This window comes from Stenotrophomonas sp. AG209 (assembly GCF_003550055.1).
Taxonomy (GTDB): Bacteria; Pseudomonadota; Gammaproteobacteria; order Xanthomonadales; family Xanthomonadaceae; genus Stenotrophomonas.
On the sequence record NZ_QXDB01000001.1, the window covers coordinates 38,869 to 54,116 of the forward strand.

Sequence of the window (15,248 nt, forward strand, 5' to 3'; positions counted from 1 at the left end):
GTCTGCATGTCTTCCCACGCCCCCGCCCATCCCGTTGCCCCGGCCGATCTGGCTGCGCCGTCCACTGTCGTGCACAAGTTCGGCGGCACCTCGGTGGCCGATGCCGAACGCTATCGCCATGTTGCCGGCCTGCTGCTGGCCCGCCCCGAATCGCTGCAGGTCACTGTTGTCTCCGCGATGAAGGGGGTCACCGATGCGTTGATCGAGCTGGCGCAGCTGGCGGCCAAGGGTGATGAAGGCTGGCGCGAGGCCTGGCATGCGCTGCGCGCGCGCCATCGCGGCGCCGCCGTGGCGCTGCTGGGCGAGCAGGTGGGCGAGACCGTCGAGTGGATCGACGCCCGCTTCGATCAGCTGGCCGAAGTATTGGCGGCGCTGGCGGTGATCGGCGAGCTGCCGCGCGAGGTGCTGGACCGCGTGCAGGGCTTGGGCGAAGTGTTCTCCGCACAGCTGTTAGGCACCCACCTGCGTGCCTTGGGCGAAGACTGCGCTGTGCTCGATGCGCGCGAGGTGCTGGTGGTCGGGCATGGCGAACTGGGCGTCGATGTCGACTGGGAAGCCAGCGCCGACCGCCTCGCCAAGTGGCGGCTGCAGCATCCGCAGCCGCGCCTGGTCGCCACCGGTTTCGTCGCGCGTGATCGCGATGACCGCATCACCACCCTGGGCCGCAACGGCAGCGACTACTCCGGTGCGATCTTCGCCGCGCTGTTCAACGCCGATGAACTGCATATCTGGACCGACGTCGACGGCGTGCTGTCAGCCGACCCGCGGCTGGTGCCCGAAGCCGTGCAGCTCGAATCGCTCAGCTACGACGAGGCCTGCGAACTGGCCTACTTCGGCGCCAAGGTGGTGCACCCGCAGACGATGTCGCCGGCGATCCGGCTCGGCCTGCCGATCTTCATCCGCAATACGTTCCAGCCGGCGCATCCGGGTACGCGCATCAGTGCCGAGCGCTCGCCGCGCGGGCCGGTGAAGGGCCTGACCCTGAGCCCCGGCTTGGCCCTGTTGAACCTGGAAGGCACCGGTCTGATCGGCGTGCCGGGCACTGCAGAGCGCGTATTCGCCGCCCTGCGGCAGGCGCAGGTGTCGGTGGTGATGATCTCGCAGGGTTCGTCGGAACATTCGATCTGCTGCGTGGTACGCGCCGCCGAAGCCGCGCGTGGCCGCGAGGCACTGCTGCATGCGTTCGCGCATGAGCTGTCGGTGGGCCAGGTGCAGCGCGTGCAGGTCAGCGAGGGCGTCAGCGTACTGGCGGCGGTGGGTGACGGCATGGCCGGTCAACCGGGTGTGGCGGCGCGCCTGTTCGAGGCACTGGGCCGTGCGCAGGTGAACATCCTGGCGATCGCGCAGGGTTCGTCCGAACGCAACATCTCGGTGGCGGTGGACAGTGCCGATGCCACCCGCGCGCTGCGCGCTGCCCATGCTGGGTTCTGGCTGTCGCCGCAGACCTTCGCGGTGGGTGTGATCGGGCCGGGCAACGTCGGTGCCGCGCTGCTGGACCAGTTGCTGGCTGCGCGCCCGCAGCTGCTGGCCAAGGCCAATGTCGACCTGCGCCTGCGCGCACTGGCCTCGCGTTCGCGCATGCGCCTGGATGCGGATGGGCTGCACGCCGACTGGCGCGAAGCCCTTCAGCAAGCGGGCGAGTCCAGCGATCTGGATCGCTTCACCGAGCACCTTCTGGCCGCGCACCTGCCGCATGCGGTGGTGATCGACTGCAGTGGCAGTGCCGAGGTGGCCGAGCGCTATGAGGGCTGGCTGGCGGCCGGCATCCACGTGGTGACCCCGAACAAACAGGCTGGTGCCGGGCCGCTGCCGCGCTACCAGCGCATCCGCGCGGCTGCGGCGGCCAGTGGTGCGCGCTTCCGCTACGAGGCCACCGTGGGCGCGGGCCTGCCGGTGATCACCACGCTGCGTGACCTGGTCGACACCGGTGACGAGGTGCTGGCCATCGAAGGCATCTTCTCCGGCACGCTGGCCTGGCTGTTCAACCGCTTCGATGGCAGCCAGCCGTTCTCGCAGCTGGTCGCGCAGGCGCGGTCGATGGGCTACACCGAACCGGACCCGCGCGATGATCTTTCGGGCGTGGACGTGGCGCGCAAGCTGGTGATCCTGGCCCGCGAAGCCGGCCACGCGCTCAGCCTTGAGCAGGTGGACGTGGAAAGCCTGGTGCCGGCGCTGCTGCGCGAGGGTGGCGTGGATGACTTCATGGCGCGGCTGGGTGAGTCCGACGCCAGCCTGCGGCAACGCCTGCAGGACGCGCGGGCGCGGGGGGCGGTGCTGCGCTATGTGGCACGGCTGGGTGCCGATGGCGCCTCGGTCGGCCTGCAGGAACTGCCGGCCGATCATGCCTTCGCCAACCTGCGGCTGACCGACAACGTGGTGCAGTTCCGCACCCGTCGCTACTGCGACAACCCGTTGGTGGTGCAGGGGCCGGGTGCGGGTCCGGAAGTGACGGCAGCGGGTGTGTTCGCGGACCTGCTGCGGGTCGCCGCCGGTGAAGGAGCGCGGCTGTGATCGCACGTGCGTTCGCGCCCGCCTCGGTGGCAAACGTGGCAGTGGGCTTCGATATTCTCGGCCATGCCATTGCCGGTATCGGCGATACCGTGAGCGTGCGCCGCATCGAAGAGCCGGTGGTGCGGATCGATGCGATCCGTGGCAGTGCGGTCGCGCTGCCGCTGGACGCCGCCGGCAACACCGCGGGGGCCGCGCTGATGTCGCTGCGCGAAGGCCTGGGCCTGGATTTCGGTTTCGCGGTCGAGATCGACAAGGGCATTCCGTTCGGTTCCGGCATGGGCGGTTCGGCCGCGTCGAGTGTCGCGGCGCTGGTCGCCGCCAATGCGCTGCTGCAGGCCCCGCTGCCGCGCGAGGCGCTGTACCCGTACGCGCTGGACGGCGAGGCGGTGGCCAGTGGTGGCCGTCACGGTGACAACGTCGGCCCGCTGCTGTTGGGTGGCCTGGCGTTGTGTACGGCCGATCGCCTGTTGCCGATCCCGGTGCCTGCCAGCTGGCACAGCCTGCTGGTGCATCCGCACGCGGTGCTGGAAACGCGCCGTGCCCGCCAGGCCCTGCAAGGCAGCTATGCGCTGGGCGAGTTCGTGGCACAGAGCGCGAACCTCGCGCTGGTGCTCAGTGGCTGCCATCGCAGTGACGCGGCGCTGGTACGCGCGGGCCTGCGCGATGTGCTGGTCGAACCGCGACGGGCCGGATTGATTGCCGGCTTCGAAGCCGCCCGTGATGCGGCGCTGTCGTCCCATGCAATGGGCGCGGGCATCTCAGGTGCCGGACCCAGTGTGTTCGCCTGGTTCGAGGATGCCGACCAGGCGCGTGCCGCTGCGGCGCCGGTGCAGGCAGCGTTCGCTGCGGCCGGCTTCGACAGTGACGCCTGGGTATCGCCGCTGGATGCACCGGGAGCCCGCTTGTGCTGAATCCTTCCCCATTACTGGATACCGAAGCCATGCAATTTGTTTCGACCCGCGGCCAGTCTCCGGCCGTCGGCCTCAGCGCGGCGATCGCCGCCGGATTGGCGCCCGATGGCGGGCTGTATGTCCCCGCGCTTCTGCCGGCCGCCCGCGAACTGCAGGCCGGGGTGAGCCTGGCCGATACCGCCGCCGATCTGCTGTCACCGTTCTTTGCTGGCGACGCGCTTGAGACCGCGCTTCCGGCGATCTGCCGCGAAGCGTTCGACTTCCCGGTGCCGCTGCGTGCGCTCGGTGACGGTGACCACGTGCTGGAGCTGTTTCATGGGCCGACGGCGGCGTTCAAGGATATCGGCGCGCGCTTCCTGGCCGGTACGCTGTCGCGGCTGCAGGCCGGCAAGGACCGCGATCTGACGATCGTCGTCGCCACGTCCGGCGATACCGGTGCCGCCGTTGCGGCGGCGTTCCATCGCCAGCCCGGCGTGCGCGTGGTGGTGCTGTATCCGGATGGCCGCGTATCTCCGCGCCAGGCGCACCAGCTCGGTTGTTTCGGCGACAACATCCAGGCCCTGTGTGTGGCGGGTGCGTTCGACGATTGCCAGGCGATGGTCAAGCAGGCGCTGGCTGACCGCGAACTGCAGGCGCAGGTGCCGTTGAGCTCGGCCAACAGCATCAGCCTGGGCCGACTGCTGCCGCAGATGAGCTACTACGCCCATGCAGCGTTGGCCCACTACGCCGCGTATCGTCGCCGGCTCAATCTGGTGGTGCCGACCGGCAACCTGGGCAATGCGATGGCGGCGGTGCTGGCGCGCGCGCTGGGCGTACCGATCGGCCAGATCGTGCTGGCCACCAATGCCAACGCGGTGCTGCCGGCGTACTTCAATGGTGGCGACTACCAGCCGCAGGCCAGTGTGGCGACGGTGGCCAATGCAATGGACGTGGGTGCGCCGAGCAACTTCGAGCGACTGCGCTGGCTCTACCACGGCGACGACGCGGAACTGCGTGCTGCGTTCCGTGCGTTCGCGGTGGATGACGTGACCATCCGCGCGACGATTGCGGCAGCGCATGCCAGCCGCGACGAGCTGTTCTGCCCGCATACGGCGACGGCGGTGAAGGTGCTGCAGGACCTGCGTGCGCGCGGTGCCAAGGGCGACTGGGCAGTGGTGGCCACGGCGCATCCGGCCAAGTTCGAGGCCGTGGTCGAGCCGCTGATCGGCGAAGCGGTGGCGGTGCCGCCTGCGCTGGATGCGTTGCTGCAGCGGCCGGCGCACGCCGAACCGTTGGCGGCTGACTATGCGGCGCTGCGCGACGTGCTGCTGCGTTGATCGGAGAGGGACGCGGTTGCCGGCCAGCGGCCGGCACTACCAGGGATATGCATTCGGGTAGTGCCGGCCGCTGGCCGGCAACCCCACGGACCGCGATGCGGTCAGATCAATCCTTCACCGGCCAACGTGCGCAGCCCGTCCTCGTCGAGGATCTCCACCACGTTCAGGTGGGGCAGGGCGATCAGCCCCTGCTGGCGCAGCTTGGTGAAGGTGCGGCTGACCGTTTCCATGGTCAGGCCCAGATGGTCGGCGATATCGCCGCGGCCCATCGGCAGCGATACGCGCAGGCCGTCGCCACCCAGCTTGGCCTCGCGCGCGGCCAGGCGCAACAGGAAATCGGCCAGCTTCTCGGCCGGCTGCAGGCGAGCCAGTGCCAGCGCAGCATCCTGTGCGGCATCCAGTTCCTGGCAGGCGCGCTGCAGCAGCTTGCGCTCCAGGTGCGGGAAACGGCTGCGCAGGGCCTTCATCTGTGGCAGCGCGACGCGGCATACGCGGCTGTCGGCGATGGCCTCGATGTCGTAGCGGTGGTGGTCGCTGCCGCTCAGGCCCAGGTAGTCGCCGGGCAGCACGAAGCCGTTGATCTGGCGGCGGCCGTCGGCCAGGGTGCGCACCAGGCGCAGTGCGCCGGCAGTCAATGTATAGACATGGTCACGCTCTTCGCCGGTGCGGGCCAGCGTGCTGCCCATGCTGACCTGCTGCGAGACGGTGACCTGTTCCAGCGCCTGCACTTCATCGGGCGACAGCGCCGAGCACACCGCAAGGTGGCGAACCGAGCAGTGCAGGCAGTCCAGCGTGGTGCAGGACGGCGAGGCGGGATCGTTGGTGGCGGGCGGAGCGCCGGAAGGCCGTGACATGTTGCGGGGGGCGTATCGCGGGCGGGGAGGGCCTTATGATACTTCAAGCGGCCGTTCGACCCTGCCCGAGGCGGGGGCGCTAGAATGTCGCCCCCTCCCACGTCCCGTTCCAGCAGGAGTTCCGCCCGTGATCAAGCCCCGTACCCCGCCCGGCACCCTTGAACTGCTGCCGCGCGAGCAGATTGCGTTCCAGCGCATGCTGGACGTCATCCGCCGCAACTACGAGCGCTTCGGGTTCCTGCCGGTGGAGACGCCGGTGTTCGAGCTGTCCGACGTGCTGCTGACCAAGTCCGGCGGCGAGACCGAGCGCCAGGTGTACTTCGTACAGTCCACCGGCGCGCTGGCGAACGCGGCCGAATCGGGCGACCGTTCGCTGCCGGAAATGGCGCTGCGCTTCGACCTGACCGTGCCGCTGGCACGCTACGTGGCCGAGCACGAACACGAACTGACCTTCCCGTTCCGCCGTTACCAGATGCAGCGCGTCTACCGTGGCGAGCGTGCCCAGCGCGGCCGTTTCCGCGAGTTCTACCAGTGCGACATCGACGTGATCGGCAAGGACAGCCTGAGCGTGCGGTACGACGCCGAAGTGCTGGCGGTCATCCACGCGGTGTTCTCGGAACTGCGCATCGGTGACTTCAGCATCCAGTTGAACAACCGCAAGCTGATGCGCGGCTTCTTCGAGAGCCTGGGCGTGGCCGAAGGCGAGCGCCAGCTGGCGGTGCTGCGCGAAGTGGACAAGCTGGACAAGCGCGGCGCCGATTACGTGCGCGAGACGCTGGTGGGCGAGGGCTTCAACATCCCGGCCGAACAGGTCGAGAAGATCCTGGCGTTCGTCGCCGTGCGTTCGCAGGGCCATGCCGATGCGCTGGCGCAGCTGGCCACGCTGGAAGCCGACGCCGGTTCTTCGGAGATCCTGCGTACCGGCGTCGCCGAACTGCGCGAAGTGCTGCAGCTGGTGCAGGCGCTGGGCGTGCCGGAAACCGCGTACTGCCTGAACTTCTCCATTGCGCGCGGCCTGGACTACTACACCGGCACCGTCTACGAGACCACGCTGACCGACCACCCGCAGATCGGGTCGATCTGCTCGGGCGGCCGTTACGAAGACCTGGCCAGCCATTACAGCAAGTCGAAGCTGCCGGGTGTGGGTATCTCCATCGGCCTGTCGCGCCTGTTCTGGCAGCTGCGCGAGGCCGGCCTGATCGACGGCATCGAAGCCAGCAGCGTGCAGGCGCTGGTGGCGCTGATGGACGAGCAGGGCATGCCGCAGTCGCTGGACATCGCGCGCCGCCTGCGCGCCGGTGGCATCAACACCGAAGTGCAGATGGAGCCGAAGAAGATCGGCAAGCAGTTCCAGTACGCGGCCAAGGCCGGTATCCGCTTCGTGGTGCTGGCCGGTGAAGACGAGCTGGCGCGCGGCGTGGTGGCGGTGAAGGACCTGCTGCGCGAACAGCAGTTCGAAGTGTCGCGCGACGAGCTGGCCAGCACCCTGCTGGTGGAGCTGGAGCAGTCCAGGGCGATGGTGTGAAGCCTGCTGCCGCAGGGGTACTCACCGTGCTCCTGCTGGCGGGCTGCCAGAGTGACCCTGTGCTGCGCAGTGCCCGGATGGGCCCGGCACAGTACCGGCTGCAGGTTGACCGCTGCCACGTGATCGACCGTGCGCAGCTTGAGGCTGACCTGCAGGCCTTGGCTTTGCGGAAGTGCCCGGCGGGCGCAGGGGCGTTGCAGAACATCCAGTCCCTGCCGAGTCGGCAGGGCAGCCTGTTCGGCGAATGCCTGCGGCGCGGGGCGTTGCAGGCCGAGGTGCGCTGTCCGCCCTGAGTCGGGCCAGGTCGTTGATTTGAAAGCAGAACGCCCGCCCCTTGGTGGGCGTTCTGCGTTTCTGGACGAAGCGCAGTCGAGCATGGCTCGACTCTACGAAAGCCGTTCTCGATCACTTTCCCAGCGAGATCCAGCAGATCGCGGCCAACTGTCGAAGGCGGGGAGGGTTCGGTGGCAGGGGTGTGAGCGGCATGGATGCCGCGACCAAGCCCCCATGGATGGGTTTACGGCGTCCCCTGCCACCGGACGCTCCCCGCCAACGCTCAGGAAATCAGCATTTGCTTTTGCCCTGGCTCTTGGCGGGTGCAGGGCAGCAGCCCTGCCGCCCCCTCAAGCCTCGATTTGACGCACTGCGCAAGAATGCGCTAATGTACTAACGCGCTATTACATTAATGCATGGAAACGACCCCGTGAAAGCCCGCCCCGAGATTGCCGCCAAAGACCCGAAGGCCGACCTGGAAGCCCTGGCCCGGGCCTTTGCCGCCCTGCGCGAGCCGGAACAGGTGGAGGCCTTCCTGCGTGACCTGTGCACCCCGGCCGAGCTGGAAGCCATGGCTGACCGCTGGAAGGTGGTGCCGCTGCTGCAGCAGGGCGTGCCGTACCGCGAGATCCACGAGCGCACGGGCGTCAGCGTGACCACCACCGGACGGGTGGCACGCACGCTCGAGCATGGCCATCGAGGCTATGCCGCCGCCATCGACCGCCTTGCTTCGCGCTGATCCGCGCCCCGTTCCGAACTTCGAGACCTCCCCCATGAGTGCAACCCAGGCAGCGCCGGCACGAGACCGGCTGCGTATAGCCATCCAGAAGAGTGGCCGGCTGGCCGAACCCGCCCGCAACCTGCTCAGCGCCTGCGGCCTGAGCTGGCGCGAGAGCCGCGACAAGCTGTTCTGCTACGGCGAATCGCTGCCGGTAGACCTGCTGCTGGTGCGCGACGACGACATCCCTGGCCTGATCGCCGACGGCGTCTGCGACCTCGGCATCGTCGGCCGCAACGAGCTGGACGAACAGGCCGCGGCACGCCGTCAGATCGGCCTGCCTGACGCCTACCAGGCGCTGCGCGGGCTGGGCTTCGGCCAGTGCCGGCTGATGCTGGCGGTGCCCGAGGAATGGCAGTGGCAGGGTCCGGCGCAGCTGGCCGGCACCCGCATCGCCACCAGCTACCCGGCCATCCTCAAGCAGTGGCTGGCCGAGCAGGGCGTGGATGCACAGGTGGTCGAGCTGTCCGGTTCGGTGGAAATCGCCCCGCGCCTGGGCACCGCCGACCTGATCTGTGACCTTGTTTCCAGCGGCGCCACGCTGCGCGCCAACCAGTTGACCCCGGTGCACAACCTGCTCGACAGCGAGGCGGTGCTGGCCGGCGCGGTGCGCGTGCCGGATGACGCACGTGCATCGCTGCGCGCGATGCTGCTGCGCCGCCTCGACGGCGTGGTGCAGCGGCAGGACCGCAAGCTCCTGATGTTCCGTGCCAGCGAAGATCGCGTCGACGCGCTGGCGCAGCTGCTGGCCGATGCCGAGCCGCTGGTGCGGTTGCCGGCCGATGGCGGCGCGCTGCGCCTGCAGACCATGTGCCCCGGGCCGTTGAGCTGGCAGCGCATGGAGGAGCTCGAGCGCGCAGGTGCGCAGGGTCTGATGGTACTGAGCGTGGAGCGGTCGCTGGCATGAACCGTCTGATCTGGTCCCGACTTGATGAGGCTGCGCGCAGCGCGGCATTGACCCGCCCGGTGCAGACCGTGGCGCAGCAGACCCGCGATGCCGTGGCCGCGCTGATCGCGCAGGTGCGTGCACAGGGCGACGATGCGCTGCGTGCGATCACCGCGCGCTTCGATGGTGTCGAGCTGGCCTCGTTTGAAGTTTCCGAAGCCGAATTCGCCGCTGCTGAAGCGGCCGTGCCCGCCGAGCTGCGCCAGGCGATGGTGGACGCCGCCGAACGCATCGCGCGCTTCCACGCCGCCGGCATGGGCAGAGGCTATGCAGTTGAAACCGCCCCGGGCGTGGTCTGCGAACGCATGCTGCGTCCGATCGGCCGGGTGGGCCTGTACGTTCCGGCTGGCAGCGCGCCACTGCCGTCCACCGCATTGATGCTGGGCGTTCCGGCGCAGTTGGCCGGTTGCCCGCAGGTGGTGCTGTGCACGCCGCCGCGCGTCGACGGCAGCGCCGATCCGGCAGTGCTGGTAGCCGCGCGGCTGACCGGCGTGCAGCGCGTGTTCAAGCTGGGCGGCGCGCAGGCGATCGCCGCGATGGCCTATGGCACGGCCAGCATTCCGGCCTGCGACAAGCTGTTCGGGCCCGGCAACAGCTTCGTCACCGAAGCCAAGCAGCAGGTCGCACAGGACGGCGCCGCCGCCATCGACATGCCGGCTGGTCCCTCCGAAGTACTGGTGATCGCCGATGCCGGCGCCAATCCGGCCTTCGTCGCCGCCGACCTGCTGTCGCAGGCCGAGCACGGTCCGGATTCGCAGGTGCTGCTGCTGACCGATGATGCCGCGATGCTGGCGGCGGTTGAAGCCGAGGTGGAGCGCCAGGTGGCCCTGCTGCCGCGCCAGCAGATCGCGCGCCAGGCGCTGTCGGCGTCGCGCCTGATCCAGGTCGATTCGCTGGCCGAGGCCTTCGCGATCAGCAACCGCTACGCGCCCGAGCACCTGATCCTGGCCCTGCGCGATCCGCGCGCGTGGCTGGGAGAGGTGCAGGCAGCCGGCTCGGTGTTCCTCGGCGACTACACGCCCGAGGCACTGGGTGACTATTGCAGCGGCACCAACCACGTACTGCCCACCGCCGGTGCCGCACGTGCCTACAGCGGTGTCAGCGTGGCCAGCTTCCAGAACCTGATCAGCGTGCAGAGCGCCAGCGCTGCTGGACTGGCGGCAATCGGCGGCTGCGCACGTATCATCGCCAGCGCCGAAGGCCTGGATGCGCATGAGCGTGCAGTGGCCCTGCGGATGGAGGCGGCGGCATGAACGCGTCTATCGATGAGGTGCTGACCCTGGTGCGCCCGGACCTGCAGGCCTTCGCCGGCTACAGTTCGGCGCGCAGCGCGGCGGTGCAGGGCGAGATCTGGTTGAACGCCAACGAGTCGGCCTGGGCCAATCCGGCTGACGTGGCGGGCAACAGCCGGCGCTATCCGGAACCGCAGCCGTTGGCGTTGCGTGAGAGCCTGGCGGCGCTGTACGGCGTGACGCCGCAGCAGCTGCTGATCGGCCGCGGCAGCGACGAAGCCATCGATCTGCTGGTGCGCGCCCTGTGCGTGCCGGGCCGCGATGGTGTGCTGGTCACGCCGCCGGTGTTCGGCATGTACGCGGTCTGCGCACGCCTGCAGGGTGCCGCACTGATTGAGGTGCCCCTGGTGGACAGCGAAGATGGCCTGCGCGCCGATCTGGATGCGGTGATCGACGCCGCCAGGGCGCGCAATGCCACGCTGGTGTTCCTGTGTGCACCGTCGAACCCGACTGGCAGTGACATCGCCCTGGACGAGGTCGAACGCGTAGCGGTTGCGTTGCGCGGGCAAGCGCTGGTGGTGGTGGACGAGGCCTATGTCGAGTACGCGCAGCGCCCGTCGGCGACCACGTTGCTGGCCGCACACGCCAACCTGGCGGTGCTGCGCACGCTGTCGAAGGCGCACGCGCTCGCGGCCGCCCGCGTTGGCACCCTGATCGCTGCCCCGGAGCTGATTGCCGTGCTGCGTCGCTGCCAGGCGCCGTACCCGGTGCCGACGCCGTGCGCGGTACTGGCCGTGCAGGCACTGCAGCCGGCCGCGTTGGCACGCACCACCGAGCGCGTGGCCACGGTCATCGCCGAGCGCGAACGCCTGTTCGCGGCGCTGCCGGGCCTGCCCGGCGTTCGCCGCGTGTACCGCTCGTCCGGCAACTACCTGCTGGTCCGCTTCGCCGATGCCCAGGCCGCGTTCGATACGCTGCTGGCTGCGGGCGTGGTGGTGCGCGACCAGCGCGCCGCGCCGCAGCTGGGTGATGCACTGCGCATCAGTATCGGCAGCCCCGAAGAGAATGACCGCGTGCTTGCGGCCCTGTCGGCGCGGAGGGCCGCAGCATGACCCCGATCCTGTTCATCGACCGCGACGGCACCCTCATCGAGGAGCCGTCCGATTTCCAGATCGACGCCTACGAGAAGCTGCGCTTCGTGCCGCAGGTGATCCCGGCGCTGCTGAAGCTGCGTGATGCCGGCTACCAGTTCGTGATCGTCACCAACCAGGATGGCCTCGGCAGCGACCGCTACCCGCGCGCCAGCTTCGATGGCCCCAACGACCTGATGCTGCAGATCTTCGAGAGCCAGGGCATCACCTTCCGTGACGTGCTGATCGACTGCAGCTGGCCGCAGGACAATGCGCCGACCCGCAAACCGGGCATTGGCCTGATGACCGCCTACCTGCAGGACCGCAGCATCGACTGGGCGCGCTCGGGCATGGTCGGCGACCGCATCACCGACCTGCAGTTCGCCGACAACCTCAACATCCGTGGCTTCCAGCTGCGCACCGAACAGTTCGGTGGCGAGTGGGACTGGCCGGGCATCGCCCACGCGCTGGCCGATGCGCCGCGTACCGCCGTGGTCCAGCGCAACACCAAGGAGACGAAGATCCGCGTTGAACTGGATCTGGACCGTGCCGGTGATGCGCGCATCGCCACAGGACTGCCGTTCTTCGACCACATGCTGGAACAGATCGGCAAGCACGGCGGGTTCGCGTTGGACATCCAGGCCGAGGGCGACCTGCACATCGACGAGCACCACACCATCGAGGACACCGGGCTGGCGCTGGGTCAGGCCCTGCGCGAGGCGCTGGGCGACAAGCGCGGCATCGGCCGCTACGGCTTCACCCTGCCGATGGACGAGACCCTGGCCAGCGCTGCGCTGGACTTCAGCGGCCGCCCCTATTTCGTGTTCGAGGGTGAGTTCAAGCGCGAGCGGGTGGGTGACATGCCGACCGAGCTGGTGCCGCACTTCTTCCGTTCGCTGTGCGATGCCAGCGGTTTGAACCTCAACCTGCAGGTACGGGGCGACAACGACCACCACAAGGTCGAGGCCTGCTTCAAGGCACTGGCGCGCGCGCTGCGCCCGGCATTGGCCCGCCAGGGCACGGCACTGCCGAGTACCAAGGGGGCGTTGTGAGCGACGTTGCGCTGATCGATGCCGGCGGTGCCAACCTGGGCTCGGTGCGCTACGCATTGGAGCGCCTGGGCGCGACGGTGCGGCTGGTGCGCGATGCGGATGGTCTGGTCGGTGCGCAGCGGGTGATCCTGCCCGGCGTCGGCGCCGCCGGTCCCGGCATGCAGCGCCTGCACGCACAGGGCCTGGTGGAGCCGTTGCAACGACTGGAAGTGCCGCTGATGGGTATCTGCCTGGGCATGCAGCTGCTGTTCGAGCGCTCCGAGGAGGCCGGCGTCGAGACACTGGGCTTGATTCCCGGCGTCGTGCGCAAGCTGGTGCCGGCATGCGGCATCCGCGTGCCACACATGGGCTGGAACCGCCTGCTCCCGCTGCGTGAATCGCTGCTGCTGCGCGGCGTGCCGGAGCGCGCCAGCGCCTACTTCGTGCACAGCTATGCGGCGCCGCTCAATACCCACACCGTCGCTGCCTGCGACCACGGTGGCCTGTTCACCGCGGTGGTGGAGCAGGGGCGCTACTACGGCGCACAGTTCCATCCCGAGCGCTCCGGCGAGACCGGCTCGCTGATGCTGCGCAACTTCCTCGAGGGCACTGCTGCATGAGTTTCATCGTCTATCCCGCGCTGGATATCCGCGACGGCCGCGTGGTGCGGCTGCGCCAGGGCGACTACGCGCAGGAAACCTCGTATGGCGACGATCCGCTGCCGCGCGCACAGGCCTTTGCCGCGCAGGGCGCGCAGTGGATGCATCTGGTTGACCTGGATGCTGCACGCGCAGGTGGCTACACGCTGGCGCCGCTGTTGGCATCCATTCGTGCGCAGTCCCCGCTGCAGGTGCAGACCGGTGGTGGCGTGCGCGGCCGCGACGACGTGGCGCGCATCCTCGACGCCGGCGCCGGCCGCGTGGTGGTGGGTTCGCTGGCAGTACGCCGCCCCGACGAAGTGGTCGGCTGGCTGGAAGAGTTCGGCGCCGAGCGCATCACCATCGCGCTGGATGCCCGCCAGGATGCCCAGGGCCAATGGCAGCTGCCGGTGCACGGCTGGACAGAGAATGCCGGCGTGACCCTGGATGACCTGGCCCAGCGTTATGCGCGTGCCGGCATGCGCCACCTGTTGTGCACCGACATCGCCCGCGACGGCATGCTGGCCGGGCCCAACATCAGCCTCTACCAGCACCTGTCGGCGCTGCTGCCGGGCGTGGCGGTGCAGGCCTCCGGTGGCATCCGTGACGTGGCCGATGTGGCCGAGGCGCGTGCTGCCGGCTGCGGCGGTGCCATCCTCGGCAAGGCCCTGCTGGAGCAGCGCATGGATCTGGTGGAGGCGCTGGCATGTTGAGCCGCCGCATCATTCCGTGTCTGGACGTGCGCGATGGCCGCGTGGTCAAGGGCGTGCGCTTCCGCGATCACGTCGACATTGGCGACATCGCCGAGCTGGCGCAGCGCTACCGCGACCAGGGTGCCGACGAGCTGGTGTTCTATGACATCGGTGCCAGTCCCGAGGCACGGTCGGTCGACGTCGCCTGGATCGAGCGCATCGCACGCCTGATCGACATTCCGTTCTGCGTGGCCGGTGGCATCGACAGCGTGGAAACCGCACGTCGCGTGCTGTTCGCCGGTGCCGACAAGGTGTCGATCAACTCGCCGGCGCTGGGCCGCCCGGAGCTGATCACCGAGCTGGCAGATGAGTTCGGCGTGCAGTGCGTGGTGGTGGGTGTGGACTCGGTACGCGAAGCGGACGGCCAGTGGCGGGTGCGCCGTTTCAGTGGCGACCCGGACAAGACCCAGGCAGTACCGCTGCGGACCCTGGACTGGATCGTCGAAGCGCAACGGCGTGGCGCTGGCGAGATCGTGCTGAACTGCATGGACAGCGACGGCGTGCGCCGTGGCTACGATGTCGTGCAGCTGCAGCAGGCGCGGGCCCTGTGCCACGTGCCGCTGATCGCCTCGGGCGGTGCCGGTGCAATGGAACACTTCGCCGAGGCCTTCGACCAGGCCGACGTCGACGGCGCGTTGGCCGCCAGCGTGTTCCACAGCGGCGCCATCGCCATTCCGGAATTGAAGCGCTACCTGCGCGGACAGCAGATCGAGGTGCGGGATGTCTATTGAAGTGAGGCCGTCGCTGGATGCGCTGCAGGCGCTGGACTGGGGCAAGGGCGACGGCCTGCTGCCGGCCGTGGTGCAGGATGCCGATACCCTGCAGGTGCTGATGCTGGGCTATGTCAGCGCCGAATCGCTGGCGGCCACGCTGGCCATCGGCCACATGACCTTCTTCAGCCGCAGCAAGCAGCGGTTGTGGACCAAGGGCGAGCAGTCCGGCAACGTGCTGGTGGTGCAGTCGATCCGTGTCGATTGCGATGCCGATACGCTGCTGGTGATGGCGCGCCAGGCCGGTCCGACCTGCCATACCGGTGCCGAGAGCTGTTTCGACCAGGCACCGAAGGACTTCCTGGGCGGGCTGGGCCAGCTGGTGGCGATGCGCGAGGCGCAGCGTCCGCCGGGCAGCTACACCACCAGCCTGTTCGAGGGGGGCATCCGCCGCATCGCACAGAAGGTGGGCGAGGAGGGCGTGGAGACCGCATTGGCCGCCGTGGCGCAGGATGATGAGGCGCTGCTCGGCGAGGCTTCGGACCTGCTGTACCACCTGCTGGTGCTGCTGCGCGCGCGCGGGCTGTCGCTGGATGATGCGCGGGCGGTGCTGGAAAAGCGTCATCGTTGAGGAAGGCGTG

15 protein-coding genes are annotated in these 15,248 nt (G+C 69.0%); 14 read left to right on the top strand and 1 reads right to left on the bottom strand.

The features are described from left to right. Nucleotides 1–6 precede the first annotated feature (6 nt). The 3 genes from thrA to thrC are packed head-to-tail and all read left to right on the top strand — an operon-like array spanning nt 7 to nt 4,738. A complete protein-coding gene (gene thrA, locus DFO63_RS00215) occupies nt 7–2,511 on the top strand; it encodes a bifunctional aspartate kinase/homoserine dehydrogenase I (protein WP_119006169.1) in 2,505 nt (834 codons plus the stop codon). Further along, nucleotides 2,508–3,422 (top strand): homoserine kinase, encoded by a 915-nt coding sequence (locus tag DFO63_RS00220; RefSeq protein ID WP_049445881.1) that lies wholly within the window; start codon nt 2,508–2,510, stop codon nt 3,420–3,422. Before thrA ends, DFO63_RS00220 begins: the two co-directional genes overlap by 4 nt. Nucleotides 3,423–3,451: 29 nt before the next feature. Further along, nucleotides 3,452–4,738 carry a threonine synthase gene (thrC, locus tag DFO63_RS00225; RefSeq protein WP_119006170.1) on the top strand — a complete coding sequence of 429 codons (1,287 nt, stop codon included), beginning with the start codon at nt 3,452–3,454 and terminating at the stop codon, nt 4,736–4,738. Between the two features lie 101 nt (nt 4,739–4,839). On the opposite strand, the gene DFO63_RS00230 is transcribed toward thrC, so the two are convergent. Beyond that, nucleotides 4,840–5,592, bottom strand: coding sequence for a helix-turn-helix domain-containing protein (locus DFO63_RS00230; protein WP_010482595.1), 753 nt, complete (start codon nt 5,590–5,592; stop codon nt 4,840–4,842). A 127-nt stretch (nt 5,593–5,719) separates the two neighbouring features. On the opposite strand from DFO63_RS00230, the gene hisS reads away from it, so the two are divergent. The 11 genes from hisS (at nt 5,720) to hisIE (ending at nt 15,238) form a co-directional block, all read left to right on the top strand. Continuing rightward, nucleotides 5,720–7,117: a histidine--tRNA ligase gene (gene hisS, locus DFO63_RS00235; protein WP_032958002.1), complete on the top strand. Its 1,398-nt coding sequence runs from the start codon at nt 5,720–5,722 to the stop codon at nt 7,115–7,117. Then, the gene (locus DFO63_RS00240) at nt 7,114–7,410 is read left to right on the top strand and encodes a hypothetical protein (RefSeq protein ID WP_049444884.1); all 297 of its coding nucleotides are present in this window, start codon (nt 7,114–7,116) and stop codon (nt 7,408–7,410) included. The genes hisS and DFO63_RS00240 overlap by 4 nt, the downstream gene beginning before the upstream one ends. A gap of 410 nt (nt 7,411–7,820) precedes the next feature. After that, a complete protein-coding gene (locus tag DFO63_RS00245) occupies nt 7,821–8,129 on the top strand; it encodes a YerC/YecD family TrpR-related protein (protein WP_005416326.1) in 309 nt (102 codons plus the stop codon). 34 nt (nt 8,130–8,163) lie between these two features. Next, a complete protein-coding gene (gene hisG, locus DFO63_RS00250) occupies nt 8,164–9,075 on the top strand; it encodes an ATP phosphoribosyltransferase (RefSeq protein WP_010482592.1) in 912 nt (303 codons plus the stop codon). Then, entirely contained in the window at nt 9,072–10,367 is a 1,296-nt protein-coding gene (gene hisD / locus DFO63_RS00255) for a histidinol dehydrogenase (protein WP_119006171.1), read from the top strand. The genes hisG and hisD overlap by 4 nt, the downstream gene beginning before the upstream one ends. After that, the gene (gene hisC, locus DFO63_RS00260; RefSeq protein WP_119006172.1) at nt 10,364–11,458 is read left to right on the top strand and encodes a histidinol-phosphate transaminase; all 1,095 of its coding nucleotides are present in this window, start codon (nt 10,364–10,366) and stop codon (nt 11,456–11,458) included. The genes hisD and hisC overlap by 4 nt, the downstream gene beginning before the upstream one ends. After that, nucleotides 11,455–12,528 carry a bifunctional histidinol-phosphatase/imidazoleglycerol-phosphate dehydratase HisB gene (gene hisB, locus DFO63_RS00265; protein ID WP_119006173.1) on the top strand — a complete coding sequence of 358 codons (1,074 nt, stop codon included), beginning with the start codon at nt 11,455–11,457 and terminating at the stop codon, nt 12,526–12,528. The genes hisC and hisB overlap by 4 nt, the downstream gene beginning before the upstream one ends. Continuing rightward, complete coding sequence (hisH, locus tag DFO63_RS00270; RefSeq protein ID WP_024956882.1) at nt 12,525–13,127, top strand: imidazole glycerol phosphate synthase subunit HisH; 603 nt, start codon at nt 12,525–12,527, stop codon at nt 13,125–13,127. Before hisB ends, hisH begins: the two co-directional genes overlap by 4 nt. Beyond that, the gene (gene hisA, locus DFO63_RS00275; protein ID WP_119006174.1) at nt 13,124–13,858 is read left to right on the top strand and encodes a 1-(5-phosphoribosyl)-5-[(5-phosphoribosylamino)methylideneamino]imidazole-4-carboxamide isomerase; all 735 of its coding nucleotides are present in this window, start codon (nt 13,124–13,126) and stop codon (nt 13,856–13,858) included. The genes hisH and hisA overlap by 4 nt, the downstream gene beginning before the upstream one ends. Further along, entirely contained in the window at nt 13,852–14,628 is a 777-nt protein-coding gene (hisF, locus tag DFO63_RS00280; RefSeq protein WP_119006175.1) for an imidazole glycerol phosphate synthase subunit HisF, read from the top strand. Before hisA ends, hisF begins: the two co-directional genes overlap by 7 nt. Continuing rightward, the gene (hisIE, locus tag DFO63_RS00285) at nt 14,618–15,238 is read left to right on the top strand and encodes a bifunctional phosphoribosyl-AMP cyclohydrolase/phosphoribosyl-ATP diphosphatase HisIE (protein ID WP_119006176.1); all 621 of its coding nucleotides are present in this window, start codon (nt 14,618–14,620) and stop codon (nt 15,236–15,238) included. Before hisF ends, hisIE begins: the two co-directional genes overlap by 11 nt. The last annotated feature ends 10 nt before the right edge of the window (nt 15,239–15,248 follow it).